Source organism: Clostridium beijerinckii (assembly GCA_003129525.1).
Lineage (GTDB): Bacteria > Bacillota > Clostridia > Clostridiales > Clostridiaceae > Clostridium > Clostridium beijerinckii_D.
Map to the genome: position 1 here is coordinate 2330007 of CP029329.1, position 19886 is coordinate 2349892.

Consider the following 19886-nt stretch of genomic DNA (forward strand, 5'->3'; position numbering starts at 1 on the left):
CTCCTTTAATCAAATTTTAATTTAGCTATACTATTATTTAGTAAAGTATCTATCAAGTAACCCTTTAAATGCTTTACCATGTCTAGCTTCATCTTTACACATTTCATGAACAGTATCATGGATAGCGTCTAAATTGTTTTGTTTAGCTAATGTTGCAAGTTTCTTTTTACCTTCACAAGCACCATATTCAGCTTCAACCCTAGCACTTAAGTTAGACTTAGTATCAGCAACTACTACTTCACCTAAGATTTCAGCAAATTTAGAAGCATGTTCTGCTTCTTCAAAAGCAATTCGTTTGTAAGCTTCAGCCACTTCAGGGTAACCTTCACGATCAGCTTGACGAGACATTGCTAAATACATTCCAACTTCAGTACATTCACCCATGAAATTAGCTCTCAAACCTTCCAATATTTCATCATTAACGCCATCTACAACTCCAATCCTATGTTCATCAGCAAAATTTAAATCATCTTTCATTTCTTTAAATTTATCAGCTCCAACTTTACAAATAGGACAAATATCAGGTGGGGCATAGCCTTCATGAATATAACCACACACAGTACAAATAAATTTCTTCATTTAAAATTCCTCCATCAACTATTATTGTATTTTTCAGATATGTTTAGGTATCATATAACCTAAGAAATAGTATTACCTTTTAGTAGAATTTATATGTAAAGTTTAATTAGAAAACCATTCATAAATTTACTTAATTTTCGGAATATAGTATAATTAATCATAAAAACAATAAATATATTGGCTAAATATTAAAATTGTGGTAATTTTATTAAAATATGAGGTAATTTGTATAAAGCATAGCATTAATGTTTTGGTATTTACTATCAGTATGCTTAAAGTTAATATTATTAAAGGGGAATGTTAGAGATGTATGAATATAATAAATTGATTTATTTAAAAGAAGAAAATTGTGTTGGATGTAACAAATATATAAAAAATTGCCCAGTTATAGGTGCTAATATTGCGTACTTAGTAGATGGAAACGATAAAGTTAGAATAAATGAGGAAAAGTGTATACATTGTGGGGAATGTATCAAGGTATGTGATCATTCTGCAAGAGATTTTAATGATGATACTGATGATTTTTTTAAAGATTTATCTTCAGGGAAAAAAATATCATTAATAGTTGCACCATCAATTAGAGTTAATATTCCTAATTATAAGAAGGTATTTGGATATTTTAAATCAATAGGTATTAATTTAATATATGACGTTTCTTTTGGAGCGGATATAACTGTTTGGGCATATTTAAAATCTATTAAGGATAAAAATTTATCATCTATAATTGCGCAACCGTGTGCTCCTATAGTTAATTACATAGAAAGGTACGATACTATGTTAACAGAACATTTGGCACCTATTCAAAGTCCAATGTTATGCACCGCTATTTATATGAAAAAATATAAAAATATTACTGATAACATTGCTTTTATATCTCCATGTATAGGAAAATCAGATGAAATTCATGATAAAAATACACATGGATATGTGAATTATAATGTAACGTTAAAAAGACTGCTTGAGTATTTCAATAAAAACAATATAAATATTGATAATTGTGAAGAATATGATTTTGATGATGTAAAATGTGATTTGGGATTTTTATTTAGTAGACCTGGTGGCTTAAGAGAAAATATTGAAGCTAGAGTAAAAAACGCATGGATACGTCAAATCGAAGGTCAACATCATTCATATAATTATTTAAATGAGTATAAACAACGTATTAGTGAGGGGAAAGAAGTTCCATTAGTTGTAGATATTTTAAATTGTTCTAATGGGTGTAATTTTGGAACTGCTATAATAAATAAAGATAAATTGTCAATTGATGATTGTGACGAAAAATTTAACAATTTAAAAAAGATTAAACTTGAAAAAAATAATAAATTATTTATGAAAAAAAAGAAAGATAATCTTTTTAAAATGTTTGATAAAACGTTTAAATTAGATGATTTTACAAGAGTGTATAATAAAAATGAAGTTATATCTGATATAAAGGAACCTACAGAGTTACAATATAATGAAATATTTAAAAGTTTAAATAAACTTACTGATAAATATAAAAATATTAATTGTTCTGCATGTGGATATGATACATGCAAGGATATGGCTAAAGCAATACATAATGGATTAAATATGCTACATAATTGTATAGATTATAATAGACAGGAAGTTAGTAATGAACAAGAACTTTTAAATTATAAAAATGAACAAATGCACACTTTAGAAAATTTAAATGAATTGTCTGAAGAAAAAATTAGGAACGCTGAAATCTTAAAGAAAAGAGTTTCGGAAATAATATGTGCAATTGAAGAAGTTTCAAAAGGAAATGAAGGAAGTGCAATATCTATTAGTAAAATTTCTATTGATATAGCGGATGTTTTGGAAACGACAAAAGTTCTTAAAGATAATGTTAATGAAATGCAAGATAAATTAAATAAATTTTCTAGTGCGTCAGAGAAAATTGTAAATATTGCAAGCCAAACTAACTTATTAGCTTTAAATGCAGCAATTGAGGCTGCAAGAGCAGGAGAATCAGGTAAAGGTTTTTCAGTAGTAGCAGATGAGGTAAAAAAATTATCTTATGAATCAAAAGATGTAGCTACATCTACACAAAGTGACCAAGCTTTAATGGTGAAACTTATAGAACAAATGCATGAAGTGTCAGAAGTTTTATCAAGAAAGATGGAAAGTGTTAATAATTTAATAAATGATATTTCTTCTGTTACTGAAGAAGTATCCGCAAATAGTGAAGAAATAAGTGCATCAGCTTCTAGCCTTTTAGAGGAATAAAGTGAAACTTGATTTAGGTGGGGTTTGAGCCCCATCTGAATCTTAGTTGAACTTATAACCTCAAGGGTCACAATGTACCCTCAAGGGGTACCCAGTCCAGGAGCGTGCAGCCGTTATCTCCCACTTAAAGAAGTGGGAGTGTTACGGATGCTAGCTATCGGATAAATGCTTAGAATTTTTGTGGTCTTTTAAAGTTATTAGTTGTGCTATTACACTGTTTGTACATGTGTATATTAAAAAAATGTGCTATAATTTATATATAGAATACAGCATGCAGAAGCAAGGAGGAATTTTTACTTGAATAACAATTTTGAATACATATTATTTGACTTAGATGGAACAATTACTGATTCTGGTGAGGGGATAACTAAATCCGTTCAATATGCTTTAAAATTTTTTGATATTTCAGCTGATAATCTAGAGGATTTACGTAAATTTATTGGACCACCTTTAAAAGACTCTTTTAAAGAATATTATAAGTTTGATGAAGAAAAAGCAAATCTTGCATTAGTGAAATACAGAGAATATTATGCGGATAAAGGCATTTATGAAAATAATTTATATGATGGAATAATAGAACTTTTGGATACACTTAAGAAAAATGGTAAGAAAATTATACTAGCTACATCAAAACCAGAGATATATGCTAAAGAAATTCTAAAATACTTTAAGATAGATAAGTATTTTACTTTTGTAGCTGGATCTGATTTTGAAGAAACACGAGTTAAAAAAGGTGATGTTATAAAGTATGCATTAGAAGGTGCTAAAATTTCTGACTTATCAAAGGTTATTATGATAGGAGATAGGGAACATGACATTATTGGAGCAAAGGAAAATAATATTAAATCAATAGGAGTTCTCTATGGATTTGGAAATGTAATAGAATTAACACAGGCTAGAGCAGAATACATAGCAAGTAATATTAAAGAATTATTAAATATTCTTCTTTAAGTAATGCAAGAGCATTAAATAAATAATATAAGCAATCCCTGGTTTATTGGCAACCAAATTTGATGGCAGTTAAAGTAATTGCCATCTTTTTTGTGATAGATACTAAGGTGATAGTATTTAAAAGTTTACTTGGAAAATATTTCTAAAAATCTTGCAAATAAATAGAAAAAAATGTAATATAATTATAGTTACAGAATAATTATAAGCCAATAAAAAGGGGGATTTTTAAATGATAAAAAAGTTAATAATATCATCATTAGTTGCAATATCAGTAATTGGAATGATACCAATAGCGGCTTCAGCTAAATGGAAAGAAGATTCACATAAAAATCGCAGTTGGGTAGAAAAAGGTGTAGTAGCTAAGGGTTGGAAGCAAATTGATGGGAAATGGTATAACTTTGGTAATAACGGAATAATGCAAAAAGGATGGATGCTGAAGGATGGAATTTGGCATTATGTATGGTCAGATGGAATTGTGGCATCTAATAGTTGGGTAAGTAATGGTGGCTTTTGGTACTATTTTGATGAAAATGGTAATAGGGTAGCAGATTCATCTGTTATTGAAAAGAGAAAGTATGATTTTACTGACCCGACAATTATATTATCACAAGAATTAGATGCTAATACATCCATGATAAACATTATTGCTTCAAATAATAAGTAAACATAAAGACTTTGATAGTTCTAAATTAGAATTAGCAAGGTCTTTAAAGTTAATTAGATAATAGTAACTTGAAGTTTTCTTTATATTCAATTAAAATGATGTTAGTAAATAAAATATAAAAATATATTATGAATAATAGTCTTTTTAGAATTAAGGGGGACAATAACCTTATGAGTCAGTTAAGAGCAAATGAAAAGATATTTTTAAGTGGAGGAGATATGAATATATCACCAGAAGTAGTTGAAGAAAAAATAGAAGAAATGAATGCGACTTTACTTATTTATCGTTCAGCTATAAAAGAAGTTAAAACTAAATTAGATATTTTAGATGATGAACTTAAAATAAGAAGAAAAAGAAATCCAATAGAGTATATGAAGTCTAGGGTTAAAACACCAGGTAGCATTATGGATAAATTGCAACGTAAAGGCTTTGATATGAGCATTGATTCTGCTAAAAAGAATTTAAATGACATTGCAGGAATACGAGTAATTTGTTCATTTGTTGGAGATATATATGATATTGCGGAAATGCTTAAAAGACAAGATGATATTAAATTAATTGAAGAGAAGGATTATATAAAGAATCCAAAGTCAAATGGATATAGAAGTCTTCATTTAGTTGTGGAAGTTCCTATATTTTTTTCAGACCATGTAGAACCCGTTAGAGTAGAAGTACAAATAAGAACAATAGCCATGGATTTTTGGGCAAGCCTTGAACATAAACTATATTATAAAACATTGGGAGAAAGTCCGGTACATATTACAAATGATCTAAAAGAATGTGCAGATGTTATAGCATCAACAGATATGAGAATGCAAGATATACAAAGAGAAGTTGAAAAATTGAGATAGATAGAAAATGAGGTGCAATTATGATTAAAGAACTTATATTAAAAAATAGATCATATAGAAGATTTTATGAAGACAAGCCTATTGAAATGAATACTTTAAAAGAATTAGTAAATTTAGCAAGGTTATCACCATCAGGTGGTAATATGCAATCATTACGATATATTTTATCAAACACAAAAGAACAAAATGATAAAATAAATAAAAATATATTTTGGGCAGGATATTATAAAGACTGGAATGGACCTAAAGAAGGAGAAAAACCAAGTGCTTATATGGTAGTAGTTAGAGATACTACTATTGGGTCAAGTATGCCACAAAATGAAGGTATAGCAGTACAAAGCATTTTACTAGGAGCAGTTGAAAAAGATCTTGGAGGATGCATAATTGCAAATATAAATAAAAAAAGTTTGGCGGAAGAACTTAACTTAGATGAAAAATATGAAATTACATTGGTACTAGCATTAGGATATCCGAAAGAAAAGGTAGTTATTGAAACTATTAATGAATCTGGTGATGTTAGATATTGGAGAGATGAAAATGAAACTCATCATGTACCAAAAAGAACTTTAGATGAATTGATTTTATAGTTTTCCTAGTAAAATCAATAATTATTCATACAATAAACAATTAAAATTTCATATAATAAAATGATTTTGAACATACTATACTTGTAAAATTCTATAAAAGGAGAATAGTATGTATGGAAAGAGAACACTATATTGTTGATGGATTAGTTAATGAAAATATGAAGACACAAGTTAAAAATGCACTTGAAAAAATTGATGGTGTAAGTAATGTTTGTGTAGATCTTGGGCGTGGAAGCGTTGAAGTGATATACAATGAACCTGCAACACAAGAAGAAATTAAAAGCTGCATAGAAAATACAGGCCATAAGACACATGGAATGGATTAGAATATTGACTTAGTATTTGCTTAATATGCCTAATGTCTAATAAAGAACTAATCATTAATTTGTTAACTAAAGAGGAATGTATATAAAATGCATTCCTCTTTAGTTTTTGTATAATGAAAATAACTACATAATATAAAAGACTCTTTTAATATTTTTTACATAGAAAGTTCTGTTTAGAAGATATTTATATTCACGGAATCATATACTACTAATATTAAAATTTAATTCTATTTTATAAATTATGTTAATAAATATCATATATAAATATATTTTATAAATTAGAGAGGACACTAAGATGAAAAAAAATAAAATTTTAAATGGTATATTAATATTTGGAATTATAATTTTATGTACAATTGAATTTGGGAGAATTAATGAGGTAAAAGCAAATGCAGAATCAAATGGTTGGATAAATGTTAATAACAGTTGGCGCTATTATAGTGGTCCTTCTATAAAAACTGGTTGGTCAGAAGATAAGGGGGACTGGTATTACTTAGATGAAAATGGAATGATGAAAACAGGATGGATTAAAAGTGAAGGAAAATGGTATTATCTTGACTCTGATTCTGGTAAAATGGTAACAGGATGGATTGAAGATAAGGGACATTGGTATTGTTTAAATAACTCTGGTGAAATGAGAATAGGATGGTTTGAAGAAAATGGAAATTTATATTACTTAAATAATTCTGGCATAATGGTTAAGAATTATTATATTGACTAATATGTTATTTGTGATAGATGACTTTTGAAACCGGGGGAATTATCAAAATGCGAAGGCACATGTCTATATATAAAATAAAAATGAATACCTATTCCAATATTTTGGAATAGGTATTCATTTTTATAAATTTACAATTATTTTCCTATAAGTTTATCATTTTCAAAGATATGTCCTGTTAACCAATCATTTAGAAGTTGCAATATACTAATTATATAATCATCTTGATTATGATCAATCTTTTTAAAATCTACATCTTTAATTCTTTTAACAAATGCATCATGTTCAATCTTTTGAGTGAACATTCTTTTGTAATGAATACTCTTCATATATTCTTCTTCAGCATTAAAATGAAATACAGTATAGTTTTGAAGTTCCTCTATTAGCGCCACTATCTTGTCATATTTATCAAGTGCAAAATCATTTTTCAACAAATTATAAGTTTTATCAGCTATTTCGAAAAGAACTTTATGTTGTTCATCAATAAAGTCTATTCCGGTTTTGTACTCTTCTTTAAATTCATACATTATTATTACCTTCTTTCACCATAAATATATAATCATATAATCCAATATAGTATAATTATACAACTGATTTCAAAATTTGACTATAAGTTATTAATAATTTATATTAAATAATAATATTTACTTTAAAAATATATATTAAATAAATTCAAAATTATATTTATATATAAAAATAGGTTATATTTAATAAGGCATATCAAAGAAAATAAAAAGTCAAATGCTATGAATATTTTGTGACAGATAAAGAGTTCTATTTTCCTTTTAGGAGCTATAAAGTGAATATGAAGATATGGTATGATATAAAGTGAACATTGTAGGTGGAAATTTATATTAAAAATCCATGTACTAAAAATTACACACGGAAGGATACTTCGTAACCTTAAGGGTGATAATGTATAATCTGAGCGGAACCTCGTCTAGAAATTAGATGAAGATGAAATATGACTGTAGGAGATGAAATTATGGGCTGGAATTGTGCAGTATGGCACAGTAATAGTGTAAAAAATAAAAGAGATGCAGAAGAATTATATGAGAAACTATGTGAAGGTGATACTTCATTAATAGGACCAACACAAAGAATACAAGAGTTTTATGAGGAATTAACATCGAAGCATCCAGAAGTTGATGATGTGGGTGAAAATGAGATTGATAACTTAGATTTATGTCCGTGGAGTTTTGCTTTTGATAAATCAGAGGGACATATTATTATGTCCTGTGAATTTAGTAAAGTTGAGTATATAAATGTTTTAATACAAGAACTAGCTAAAAAATATGAAGTATCTTTTTACGAACCTCAGAATACAACATTTATCTTATAACTTAATAATAAGTAATTTTATTGACCTTTGATATTTGTGGAAAAATATGGTATTATAATCAAGCGGTTTTAAATTATAGATTTTCAAAATTTAAAACTTGTTGTGTATAAAAAAATATTATATTAAGGGGGATATAAAATATTATATGGTCAAAGTAAGATATTCTGCTTTATATACTGATAGTTTAGGATGTGAGCAAGCATCAGTATATTTTTTAAAAGGAGAAATTCAGCTTAATGTTAGAGGGTGCACTTTCAAGAGTGACAGCTTAAATTTTGATTTTTATTCTAATAATAATAAAGAAATCAGACATCTTTTTTATGTTAAGGATGATGAATTAATAGAATATGTTGTAGACATTAAAATTCCTTTAATATTATTTTGTGATAATAAAGAATTTATAGAGGAATTTTTATTGCGTATTGAAAGGCATAAAAATTATTATAGCAATACACTTTCGATTTATTTACATGGTGAAACATATACGGTTAGAGGGTATGATTTACTGCAATTATTAATTAATATGAAGAAAGAATTGCCTAAAAAGTATAATATGAAATGCAGTTTATCAAGTATGGTTAGAGGATATGATATTGAAAGCGGTAATGAAAACATTTTTTATTATTTGAAGAAATTTGAATTTGAATGGAAAATAAAAAATAATAAAGTTCGTTATTTGAATTTATTTAACAGTGAACCCAAAAGAGAATTTGACAAACTTAAAAACGTTTCAATTACTTATATTTGTGATGATTACTGTTTAAGTTAATTTAGTATTTCGATTGAAAATTGAAACTATGAATAATAATTTTGTTATTTGTATATAATATAATGAATACGATTTTATTAATTGTTCTAATTAACCTAAAGAGGGGCTGTTTCGACAGTCCCTTTTTATAATTGATAAAATATTAATTAATCATTCATAGCTGAATCTCCAATATACTTTAATGTAATTGAATATTAGTAAATACTTAGTTGAATTCAAGGCGGTTTTTTATAGTTAAAGTTTAAAATGTAGAATAATTCAAAAATGCATGTCATAAAATTATATAAGTATAAATAAACATTAATGTTCTACTTGGGTGAAAAAGTATTTCTAAAATAATTAAATTATTAAAGAAAAGTTATGGGGAGGAAATATTGTGAATGAATATGAGGAAAAGTTAAATGAAAATAAGAATATAATAATGAGAAACATAGAACAAGGTAAAAAAGCTGGTGTTAATAAGGTTTCAGCTGTTTTTGCTATAAGTAAGAAAGATGAAATTAGAAAAAACATGATTACAGATTTGGCAACTTGGTTACTAACGGATGGTTATAAAGTGTCACTTAAGGAAGGTGAATTGGAAATATTAACAATTGAGTGGAACTAAAACATAAGGTTAAATAAATGGGATACTTCAATCTCTTACATAAAGTAATTCTTAGCTTCAAATGGAATTTCCTTAATAGGAATATAATTATCCATCTGAAGATTAGAAGAACTTATCCAGGAGCATGCAACTGTTATCCCAATTTAAAGAAGTGGGAATCTTACAGAAGCTAGCTATTGGATAAACTTAGGAGATGTTTAAATACAGGGGCGTATTAGAATTTTTAGATATCAGATAAATTTTCTTACTAAAATAAATTTAACTATTAAATAAGAGAAAGAATATTCATTATATTATGAATAAATAAAGGCAAACATGATTTTTATGTGTTAATCGTAACATATAACTCCAAATGTTAGTTTATGGAGGTTGAAAAAAAACTTTGATAAATATATAATTTTAATAACAGGAAGGGGTGAAAGCTATGAAAGTTGAGTTTTGTCTTGTAGATAGTGGTGATATTGTATTTACAAAAGAATCAAAAGATTTGAAAGATATAATTGAGATCATTACAAAAGTAGGAACGGAAATAAATTTATTTTTTAGTAAAGATGATTTCATCCATGGATATGTACAAAGTATAATGTATCAAGTTAATGCTGAAAGTAACGATGAAAGTTTAAGGATATATTTTTCAAATGATTATACAAAATCTAAAAATAAGGAAAGAATATCTAGCGAACATTTAAGTACTACAAAGCTAAATGAAAAGAAATAATATTAATCTAAGATATAATTTAAAGCAGCAAGTATAATGAACTTGCTGCTTTAGTTATTAATATGGTTAAGATAGTATTTATAAAAACATAGAAACTAGAAGTTATACCTTAATATTAAATTTATTAGGGATTAGTATAGTAAAATGTAAACTGAATTAAAGAAATATTTCTATATTATCACTTCGCAAATTGTAAATCAAAAGAAATAACACGAATAAAACAAAGAAATTATCATAAAATATTCTGTAAAAATTGACAAAATATAATATAAATTATAGAATAAATATAGCAATGATGATGCTTTGCAGATATTATCCAATTCAATGCGAATTGGATAATATTTTTATAGGGTATCTAAAAAATAAACTTATGAATGGAGTAGATAAGCATGAAAGCAATATTAACAGTAATTGGGCAAGATAAAGTTGGTATCATAGCAGGCGTTAGTCAAAAAATGTTAGAATACAGTATCAACATATTAGATGTTAATCAAACTATAATGCAAGGATTTTTTACTATGATAATGGTATTAGACTGCAAAGATATGAAGGGTAGTTTTGAAGATGTTCGTACTGGATTAACAGCTGAAGGCGAAAGACTTGGGGTAGAAATAAAGATACAAAGAGAAGAAATATTTAAGTCAATGCATTCATTATAATTAGGAGGGGCTTATGAATACTAATAATATACTTGAAACCATAAAAATGATTGAAGAAGAAAGACTTGATGTAAGAACTATAACAATGGGTATTTCATTACTTGATTGTATAGATTCAGATGGAGATAAAGCTAGAATTAAGATATATGATAAGATTACAAAATCTGCTGAACATTTAGTAGAAGTTGGTAGACAAATAGAATCAGAGTTTGGTATTCCTATAGTTAATAAGAGAGTTTCAATAACTCCAATGTCAATAATTTGCGGAGCTACAGATGAAACTGATTATGTTGAATTTGCTAGGACTTTAGATAGAGCAGCTCATACTTTAGGGATAGATTTTTTAGGTGGATTCTCAGCATTAGTTCAAAAAGGTTGCACTAAAGGAGATAAAATCTTAATCAATTCAATTCCAGAAGCGCTAGCAGTAACTAAAAAAGTTTGTGCATCTGTTAATGTAGGTTGTACAAAGTCTGGAATAAATATGAATGCTGTGAGAGACATGGCAGAAGTTATAAAACGAACTGCAGAGCTTACTAAGGAGCAAAAGGGATTTGGATGTGCCAAATTAGTTGTATTTGCAAATGCAGTTGAAGATAATCCATTTATGGCAGGATCATTCCACGGAGTTGGAGAAGCTGAAAGAATCATAAATGTTGGAGTAAGTGGACCAGGAGTTGTTAAAAGAGCTCTTGAAAAAGTAAGAGGAGAATCTTTTGACGTAGTTGCGGAAACAATTAAGCAAACTGCATTTAAAGTTACTAGAATGGGTGAATTAGTTGCAAAAGAAGCATCAAGAAGACTAAATGTACCTTTTGGTATAATTGATTTGTCTCTTGCACCAACGCCAGCGATTGGAGACTCTGTTGGTGAAATTTTAGAAGAAATAGGGTTAGAACAAGTAGGAACTCATGGTACTATAGCAGCACTTGCAATGCTTAATGATGCAGTTAAAAAAGGTGGAGTTATGGCATGTAGTCATGTTGGGGGCTTAAGTGGAGCTTTCATTCCAGTATCAGAAGATTCAGCTATGATAGATGCAGTTACTAGTGGAGCAATTAATTTAGAAAAATTAGAAGCTATGACATGCGTATGTTCAGTTGGTCTTGATATGATTGCAATACCAGGAGATACACCAACTTCAACAATTGCAGGCATGATTGCTGATGAAGCAGCAATCGGAGTAATTAACAATAAGACTACAGCAGTTAGAATTATACCAGCGCCAGGATGTGTCGTTGGAGATATGGTTGAATTTGGTGGCCTTTTAGGTAGAGCACCTGTAATGAAAGTAAACGGAAAATCATCAGAATTATTTGCGAGCAGAGGTGGAAGAATTCCAGCACCTATACACTCATTTAAAAACTAATTAAAAATAAATTTTATTATAAAGATAAAGCAGTTTTAATAAAAATACTTAAAATAATACATATATGAAAAAATAAAAATGCATGAAAAGTTTTATTTAAGAGCTTTTCATGCATTTTTTATTATAATATATACTTTAAGAGAACATTACAACTTGCAAAGATATATAATTTTTATCATTAGTGTTTTTAGCATAAGAGTAATTCGTTCAAAAAACTAGTAGCTATTAAGATTTAAAAGAAAAATAACAATGGCCACAAATTAAAAAATCCATTATTAAATCCATTATTAAATCCATTATTAAATCCACAACAACAATTATTACAACATCTATTGCAGCAACATCTACAGCAATTTCTATGACAACATCTACTCATAGTTCATTTCTCCTTTGTTTTTGATATTTTGTTATATTAATAATATATTCAACATAATTAAAAAGTGTTACAGTATTAAGAACATTCAAGAAAATAACATAAAATATGCAGTGCTTATTTGTATTTTATTTTATTTCATATACCTAAAGGATACAGAACTGAGTTCCTTTATGTTATAATAGCGAAAGAGAAAATTAAAAACACAAGAAAATTAAGTAGGTGGAAAAATGTTAGATGAAAAAAAGTTTTTACCCATAAGTAAAAAAGACATGGAAGAAAGAGGCTGGCATGAATTAGACTTTATAATTGTTACAGCTGATGCATATATAGATCATCATAGTTTTGGAACTTCAATTATTTCAAGGATTCTTGAAAAACATGGATACAAGGTAGGAATAATAGCTCAACCTGAGTGGAAGACTAATGATGATTTTCAAAAACTTGGGAGACCTAAGTATGGATTTTTAGTTAATGCAGGAAATATGGATTCTATGGTTAACCATTATACTGTAAGTAAGAAGCTGAGAGAAAAAGATCTTTATTCTCCAGGTGGAAAGATGGGACTTAGACCTGATAGAGCTACTATTGTTTATTGTAATAAGATAAGAGAAGCTTATAAGGATATTAATATTGTAATAGGGGGAATTGAAGCTAGTCTTAGAAGATTCGCTCATTATGACTATTGGAGTGACAAAGTAAGAAAATCAATGCTTATTGATAGCACAGCAGATCTTTTAATTTATGGTATGGGTGAAAAACCAATTGTAGCAATAGCAGAAAGCTTGAAAAATGGAGTGGCTGCAAAGGACATAACTTATGTAAGAGGTACTTGTTATGCCACAGAAAGTTTAGAAGACGTGCAGGATTATATTGAAATTCCTTCTTATAAAGAAGTTTGTGCAGATAGATATAAATATGCAGAAGCTAGTAAAGTTGAGTATCAGGAACAAGACTCAGTAAGAGGAAATATTATTGTACAAAAATGTGGAAATAAATATGTAGTTCAAAATAAGCCTGAAGCACCTTTAAATAGAGAAGAATTGGATGAAGTTTATGCACTTCCATATATGAGAAATTATCATCCTATATATGAAAGTCAAGGTGGAATAGCTGCAATTGAAGAAGTTAAGTTTAGTACAGTAAGTTCAAGAGGCTGTTTTGGTGACTGTAAGTTTTGTGCTATAACATTTCATCAAGGTAGAGTTGTTCAAAGCAGAAGTAAGGAATCAATATTACAAGAAGTTGAAGAAATTACACATATGTCTGATTTCAAAGGGTACATACATGATGTTGGGGGACCCACAGCAAACTTTAGAAAACCTGCATGTAGTAAACAACTAGCATTTGGTGCTTGTAAGGCAAAAGAATGTTTATCACCAGGAGTTTGTAAAAACATGGATGTGGATCATAGTGAATATTTAGATTTACTTAGAGCCATAAGGGAAGTTCCAGGTGTTAAAAAGGCATTTATACGTTCAGGACTTAGATATGATTATATAATGGCTGATAAAGATGATACGTTTTTCAAAGAATTAGTTGAACATCATGTAAGTGGAAAGTTAAAGGTAGCGCCAGAACATGTCTCAGAGCAAGTTCTAAAATACATGGGTAAGCCAGCAGGGGAAACATATGATAAATTTGTAGCCAAGTTTGAAAAAATAACAAAAAAGATTGGTAAGAAACAATATGTAATTCCGTACTTAATGTCATCACATCCAGGAAGTACATTAGATTGCGCTATTGAGCTTGCAGAATATTTGAGAGATATAAATTATAGACCAGAGCAAGTACAAGATTTTTATCCAACACCAGGTACGTTTGCTACAACAATGTATTATACAGGGCTTGATCCTATGACCATGAAAGAAGTTTATGTTCCAAAGACTAAGCATGAAAAAGCTATGCAAAGAGCACTTCTTCAATTTAAAAACCCAAAGTATTATACATTAGTATATGAAGCATTAACTGAAGCGGGCAGGACTGATTTGATTGGTAATGATCCTAAGTGTCTTATAAGAGATAAGAATCATGGTAGCACTAATAGATATAGGGAAAACCAAGTTCAAGGAGAAAATAATAAGAATAATGCGCATAAAAGGATTGGAGCTACTGAAGAAAAGATTAGAAATAAAACTGCAAAATCAAATGACAAAAACTCATATGCACAAGGGAAGTTTAAAGATAAAAATGAAGGCAAATGCAAAGGTAAGAATGAAAGCAGACATGAAGATAAAACACAAACTAGCAGAGGTAAAAGTACTCCAATAGGTAAAGGGAAATCTAATACAAGAAATAAATCTAAACGTAAATAAGAATTCACTTTTTAAGCCTTCTAATAGCAATTTTGCTATTAGAAGGCTTTTTAAACTTTGTAAAAATGACTGAAATTGACATATAATTAAACAAATTCTATACACGTAGGTGTTGGAATAGTTTCTGAGTTAAGAAATGTTAATGCACCCGTTGTTTGATTAATAGAAAATATAGATATATTATCGGAGTTTTCGTTAGCACAAAGTAAGAAGTTACCTGTTGGGTCTAATTGAAAATCTCGAGGTGAATCTCCGTTGCAATAAAAAGAATCTATATATTTTAATTTTCCATCATCTTGATTTATAAAAAATAAACTTAGTGAATTATTGCCTCTATCTGAAGTGTATAAAAATTTATTGTTTTTATGAATACGTATAGCAGCTCCCCCTTTTTTACCTTTATAATCGTTAGGTAAACTGCTTATAGTTTGAATGTTTTTAAAAGGAATTGCCAATTTTGAGTTATATTTAAAAGCAAAAATTTCAGAAGTTAGTTCACTTAAGACATAATAATAAGGTTTTGACTTTGAATAAGTTATATGTCTTGGACCAGTTCCAGCTGGAAAGGTGTGACTAAGGTCATCTCTTTGAACAAGCTTATTATCCTCTAAGGTTGAAACTATCATTTTATCAATTCCTAAATCAATGGAAACAATATATTTTTCATCAGCTGTAAACATAGAACAATGAATGTGCGGTTTTTCTTGTCTTGAAATATTTATGCTACAACCACTATGACTTCCGAGCATAGGAGAATTTAATATTAAGCCATTTAAAGTATTATAGATAAGCATTTTATTTTCATGGTAGTTTGATGAAATTAATATTTCTTTGCTATTACTTATACTTAAATGACAAGGTGTTTTTTCTTCTGAAAGAGTAGAATTTATTAAATGTAATTTATTATCTTCTTGCCAATATTTAAATGATGATACCCCAGACTTTTCACCAATTTTACAAGCAGAATAAATAATATGTAGTACTTTATCAATGGATAAATATGTTGGATTCTCTATTTCATAAGCTAAATTACTTTTTTGAATTTCACCAGAAGTTATATCGAAATTAATTCTATAAATTCCTTTACTTTTATCTTTGGTATAAGTTCCAATAAATCCAACTATAATATTTTGTTTCAATACCATTTAGTATGCCCCCTTTGTAGTTATACATTATCTGATGCCTAGCCACAGGAAAACTCCCTGAAGCTAAGTTTCACCCTATAAGTATATCATAAATATAATTATAAGACTTTCATACTTGTAGCGTGATAAATATTCATTTTTATTATTTCATTGTAAAGTATAAAAAAATAAAAAATTAGCAATTATCAATGGTAATTAATATTAAAATATAAATTTATTGGGTTAAATTTTTATAAATGATAAATTATATGATTTTAATTTAGCAAAAGTCATAACATATGTTAATATTAGTTACTTTTAGCAGGTAACTTCATACAAATTCGGTGAATAAAATTAATTAGAATATTGATAAGGTATAGAATTTTGATATAATAGTTATAATGCATCTTTGACCTATTGTTTTTATTCACATGCATAATTGAACTAATTAAATAATTAGTGTTGTTAAATAAATATTCAAATAGAAAGGGGACTTTAGGAATGCCAATAAAAATTCCTATAGAATTGCCTGCATTTCAGGTTTTATCTAATGAAAATATATTCATTATGAATGATGAGAGGGCTAATAACCAAGATATAAGACCGCTAAAAATAGCAATTCTTAATTTAATGCCTAAAAAAATAGTAACAGAGAATCAATTGCTTAGATATTTATCTAATACACCATTACAAGTAGAAATAACATTGATTCAAACTAAAAGTTATATTTCTCAGAATACACCATCAGAGCATTTAAACAAATTTTATAGTTATTTTGATGATATAAAACATGAAAAATTTGATGGACTTCTAATAACTGGAGCTCCAGTTGAAAAAATGGAATTTGAAGATGTTACATACTGGAAAGAGCTTACTGAAATAATGGATTGGAGCAAAACTAATGTATTTTCAACTGTCCATATTTGCTGGGCAGCTCAAGCTGGCTTGTATTATCACTATAATATACCCAAATATGATTTAAAAGAAAAGATGTTTGGAATATTTTCACATGGAGTAAATGATGAAAAGGCTGATCTTACAAGAGGTTTAGATGATGTGTTTTATGCACCTCATTCTAGGCATACTGAAGTTAGACGTGAAGATATAGAAAAAAATTCGGAACTTGAAATTTTATCTGAATCAGAAGATGCTGGAGTATTTATTGTAGCAACAAAGAACAGAAGAAATGTATTTATAACAGGTCATATGGAATATGATAGAAATGCATTAAAAGATGAGTATATAAGAGATAAAGAAAAGGGCGATAATATAGCACTACCTAAAAACTATTTCAAAAATGATGACGTAAATGAAACCCCTCAATATATATGGAGAGGTCCTGCAAGTATAGTTTTTGGAAATTGGCTGAATTATTGTGTATATCAAAATACACCTTATGATCTTAATACGCTTTAAAATATAATATAGTTAAGAAAATCTGCATAAGAAGTATAAACGGAACTCCGATTGTAAACTTCTTATGCTTTGTTTTATGTCTAAAACTAGACATTCCGAGTAGCATACCAATAGCCCCTCCAAAAACAGAAATTCCTATAAGAGTCTTTTCCGGTACTCTCCATTCTTTATGAATAGCTCTTTGCTTATCTATAAGCATAATAAAGAAACCAAGCAAATTAATGATAAATAAATAGGTTGAAATAATTTTAAGCATGATTTTCACTCCAATATATAAATAATATAATTTATTAACATGATAACATAATTTATATTGGAGTACAAAAAGATTGATGTTTTAAAGATGCCATAGTTTATTAGCCACCAAGAGTTACATCTTGTTCATTGTACCAAGAAAGTGCGGTATAAAAATCCTTTTCTTTAAAATCTGGCCAATAATTATCTAAAATATAAAAATCTGAATAAACTGATTGAACTGGCAACAAACCGCTTAATCGTCTTCTACCACCCCATCTTATTATGAGATCGATTCTAGAAATATTCTTTGAATGTAAGTATGGCTGAATGTGCTTTTTTGAAGAATCATTGTTTTTTAATAAGTTTAGATCCCATTCCCAACCATAATTAATTAAAAAGTTCGCTTTAATTCCACCTATGCCAAATTTTTGTCTAGTGGTAAAAGGTAATAATTCTTTAGGGAAACAACTAGATTCTGTATTTCCTAAGACTAATATTTCACAGTTTTCTTTTGTCAAAAGCATAACTGAATCTATACAAGCTTTTATAAATGCCTCTTTTTGTTCCTTAGGACGTTTGGTATTATCTATTGTAAATCCATAAAATGTTACTTCCTGAACATTTTCTTTTTCGCATAATTTAAAAACTTGTAGTCCGGGATTTATTCCATGATCATATCCTTTGTCTTTACTTAATGCATTGGATAAAGCCCAACGTCTATTGCCATCAGGAATAATACCTATATGTTTTGGGATTCTCATAATTTTATTTCACCTCTCAATTTAGTTGGTTCATACTAATATAGTAGAAAATAATTTTTTTATACCTTAGTATTGCTTTAAAGAGTATAACCAATTAAGTAAAAAAAATACACACAAGTGAAAAAGCGCGAAGCGCAATCAAGAACTTTTCACAAGTGAAAAAGCGCGAAGCGAGCCAAGAACTTTTCACAAAGTAAAAAAACTAAGTATAAGATATTAAACCTTATGCTTAGTTTAGTTATTTTTATGCAAAATGATCACTACTATTACTTCTATTTTAAGTTTGAGTTATTAATTAGCTATTTTATTTAATCTACATAAAATGACTTTAGATTAAAAAAATATAGATAAAAACTTTGGAGTGTTATATAATAATAATTATTATATAAAAGTTGTTGCGGCTAAAGAGTAGGAGGATATAAATGAAAAAATTAATTTCGTGGAATGTTAATGGAATAAGAGCTTGTGTTAAAAAGGGTTTTGTGGAATATTTTAAAGAAACAGATGCGGATATATTTTGTATACAAGAAAGTAAACTTCAAGAAGGCCAAATAGATTTAGAATTAGAAGGATATAAAGCTTACTGGAATTATGCAGAAAAGAAGGGGTATTCAGGGACAGCAGTGTTCACAAAGGAAGAGCCAATAAACGTGAAAATAGGTATGGGAATTGAAGAACATGATAATGAAGGTCGAGTAATTACGTTAGAATTTAATGAGTTCTATTTAGTAAATGTTTATACTCCAAACTCAAAACAAGGATTAGAGCGAATTGAATATAGAATGGTGTGGGAAGATGTCTTTAGAGATTATTTAAAGTCTCTTGAAGAAAATAAACCTGTGATAGTGTGTGGAGATTTAAATGTTGCGCACAATGAAATAGATCTTAAAAATCCAAAGAGTAATAGAAAAAATGCTGGATTTAGCGATGAGGAAAGAGGTAAGATAACTGAACTTTTAGATGCTGGATTTATCGATACATATAGATATTTTTATCCTGATAAAGAAGAAGCATATTCATGGTGGTCATATAGATTTAATGCAAGGGCAAATAATGCAGGATGGAGAATAGATTACTTTTTAGTTTCAGATAGTTTAAAAGATAAATTAAGAGATGCTAAAATCCACATGGAAGTAATTGGATCAGATCACTGTCCTGTTGAATTAGTTATTGAATTATAATATGAAGTGAAACTTGATTCAGGTGTTAGCTATCAGATAAATAAAGCTATAAATTAATTACCGGTATACAACATATTGTATACCGGTAATTAATTTATAAAGATAATATG

21 protein-coding genes are annotated in these 19886 nt (G+C 28.3%); 16 read left to right on the forward strand and 5 right to left on the reverse strand.

Annotation, left to right across the window (positions count from 1 at the left end):
• Positions 1 to 33: 33 nt before the first annotated feature.
• Positions 34 to 579, reverse strand: coding sequence for a reverse rubrerythrin (locus tag DIC82_10340; protein AWK51403.1), 546 nt, complete (start codon positions 577 to 579; stop codon positions 34 to 36).
• Between the two features lie 306 nt (positions 580 to 885).
• Between DIC82_10340 and DIC82_10345 the strand changes: the two genes are divergently transcribed.
• The 7 genes from DIC82_10345 to DIC82_10375 all read left to right on the forward strand — a co-directional run bounded on the left by DIC82_10345 (position 886) and on the right by DIC82_10375 (position 6908).
• Positions 886 to 2808, forward strand: coding sequence for a transcriptional regulator (locus DIC82_10345; GenBank protein ID AWK51404.1), 1923 nt, complete (start codon positions 886 to 888; stop codon positions 2806 to 2808).
• A 297-nt stretch (positions 2809 to 3105) separates the two neighbouring features.
• The gene (locus DIC82_10350; GenBank protein ID AWK51405.1) at positions 3106 to 3759 is read left to right on the forward strand and encodes a phosphoglycolate phosphatase; all 654 of its coding nucleotides are present in this window, start codon (positions 3106 to 3108) and stop codon (positions 3757 to 3759) included.
• Between the two features lie 229 nt (positions 3760 to 3988).
• On the forward strand, positions 3989 to 4423 hold the full coding sequence (locus DIC82_10355) for a phage tail protein (protein AWK51406.1): 435 nt from the start codon (positions 3989 to 3991) through the stop codon (positions 4421 to 4423).
• Between the two features lie 170 nt (positions 4424 to 4593).
• The gene (locus DIC82_10360) at positions 4594 to 5274 is read left to right on the forward strand and encodes a GTP pyrophosphokinase (GenBank protein ID AWK51407.1); all 681 of its coding nucleotides are present in this window, start codon (positions 4594 to 4596) and stop codon (positions 5272 to 5274) included.
• Positions 5275 to 5294: 20 nt separating this feature from the next.
• Complete coding sequence (locus tag DIC82_10365) at positions 5295 to 5861, forward strand: nitroreductase (GenBank protein ID AWK51408.1); 567 nt, start codon at positions 5295 to 5297, stop codon at positions 5859 to 5861.
• A 113-nt stretch (positions 5862 to 5974) separates the two neighbouring features.
• The gene (locus tag DIC82_10370) at positions 5975 to 6187 is read left to right on the forward strand and encodes a heavy metal transporter (GenBank protein AWK51409.1); all 213 of its coding nucleotides are present in this window, start codon (positions 5975 to 5977) and stop codon (positions 6185 to 6187) included.
• Between the two features lie 295 nt (positions 6188 to 6482).
• Positions 6483 to 6908 carry a cell wall-binding protein gene (locus DIC82_10375; GenBank protein AWK51410.1) on the forward strand — a complete coding sequence of 142 codons (426 nt, stop codon included), beginning with the start codon at positions 6483 to 6485 and terminating at the stop codon, positions 6906 to 6908.
• Between the two features lie 134 nt (positions 6909 to 7042).
• Here DIC82_10375 and DIC82_10380 read toward each other — a convergent pair whose 3' ends face one another.
• On the reverse strand, positions 7043 to 7432 hold the full coding sequence (locus tag DIC82_10380; protein AWK51411.1) for a bacteriohemerythrin: 390 nt from the start codon (positions 7430 to 7432) through the stop codon (positions 7043 to 7045).
• Between the two features lie 458 nt (positions 7433 to 7890).
• Between DIC82_10380 and DIC82_10385 the strand changes: the two genes are divergently transcribed.
• From DIC82_10385 to DIC82_10415, 7 genes are all read left to right on the forward strand, one after another.
• A complete protein-coding gene (locus DIC82_10385) occupies positions 7891 to 8247 on the forward strand; it encodes a hypothetical protein (GenBank protein ID AWK51412.1) in 357 nt (118 codons plus the stop codon).
• 145 nt (positions 8248 to 8392) lie between these two features.
• Complete coding sequence (locus tag DIC82_10390) at positions 8393 to 9016, forward strand: hypothetical protein (GenBank protein AWK51413.1); 624 nt, start codon at positions 8393 to 8395, stop codon at positions 9014 to 9016.
• A gap of 376 nt (positions 9017 to 9392) precedes the next feature.
• Positions 9393 to 9623 carry a hypothetical protein gene (locus DIC82_10395; protein ID AWK51414.1) on the forward strand — a complete coding sequence of 77 codons (231 nt, stop codon included), beginning with the start codon at positions 9393 to 9395 and terminating at the stop codon, positions 9621 to 9623.
• A 424-nt stretch (positions 9624 to 10047) separates the two neighbouring features.
• A complete protein-coding gene (locus DIC82_10400; GenBank protein ID AWK51415.1) occupies positions 10048 to 10341 on the forward strand; it encodes a hypothetical protein in 294 nt (97 codons plus the stop codon).
• Positions 10342 to 10730: 389 nt separating this feature from the next.
• Positions 10731 to 11000: an ACT domain-containing protein gene (locus tag DIC82_10405; GenBank protein AWK51416.1), complete on the forward strand. Its 270-nt coding sequence runs from the start codon at positions 10731 to 10733 to the stop codon at positions 10998 to 11000.
• 13 nt (positions 11001 to 11013) lie between these two features.
• Positions 11014 to 12369, forward strand: a complete 1356-nt coding sequence (locus tag DIC82_10410) for a hypothetical protein (GenBank protein ID AWK51417.1) — start codon at positions 11014 to 11016, stop codon at positions 12367 to 12369.
• Between the two features lie 603 nt (positions 12370 to 12972).
• Positions 12973 to 15057, forward strand: a complete 2085-nt coding sequence (locus tag DIC82_10415; GenBank protein AWK51418.1) for a YgiQ family radical SAM protein — start codon at positions 12973 to 12975, stop codon at positions 15055 to 15057.
• A gap of 86 nt (positions 15058 to 15143) precedes the next feature.
• On the opposite strand, the gene DIC82_10420 is transcribed toward DIC82_10415, so the two are convergent.
• Positions 15144 to 16202: a 6-phosphogluconolactonase gene (locus tag DIC82_10420; protein ID AWK51419.1), complete on the reverse strand. Its 1059-nt coding sequence runs from the start codon at positions 16200 to 16202 to the stop codon at positions 15144 to 15146.
• A 480-nt stretch (positions 16203 to 16682) separates the two neighbouring features.
• On the opposite strand from DIC82_10420, the gene DIC82_10425 reads away from it, so the two are divergent.
• Positions 16683 to 17597, forward strand: coding sequence for a homoserine O-succinyltransferase (locus tag DIC82_10425; GenBank protein ID AWK51420.1), 915 nt, complete (start codon positions 16683 to 16685; stop codon positions 17595 to 17597).
• Here the strand turns inward: DIC82_10425 and DIC82_10430 are convergent.
• Complete coding sequence (locus tag DIC82_10430) at positions 17584 to 17853, reverse strand: DUF1294 domain-containing protein (protein AWK51421.1); 270 nt, start codon at positions 17851 to 17853, stop codon at positions 17584 to 17586. The two genes, DIC82_10425 and DIC82_10430, sit on opposite strands and share 14 nt — an antisense overlap.
• A 100-nt stretch (positions 17854 to 17953) precedes the next feature.
• Complete coding sequence (locus tag DIC82_10435) at positions 17954 to 18595, reverse strand: dihydroorotate dehydrogenase (GenBank protein ID AWK51422.1); 642 nt, start codon at positions 18593 to 18595, stop codon at positions 17954 to 17956.
• 422 nt (positions 18596 to 19017) lie between these two features.
• Here DIC82_10435 and xth point away from each other — a divergent pair, with 422 nt between their 5' ends.
• Positions 19018 to 19776, forward strand: coding sequence for an exodeoxyribonuclease III (gene xth / locus DIC82_10440; GenBank protein AWK51423.1), 759 nt, complete (start codon positions 19018 to 19020; stop codon positions 19774 to 19776).
• The last annotated feature ends 110 nt before the right edge of the window (positions 19777 to 19886 follow it).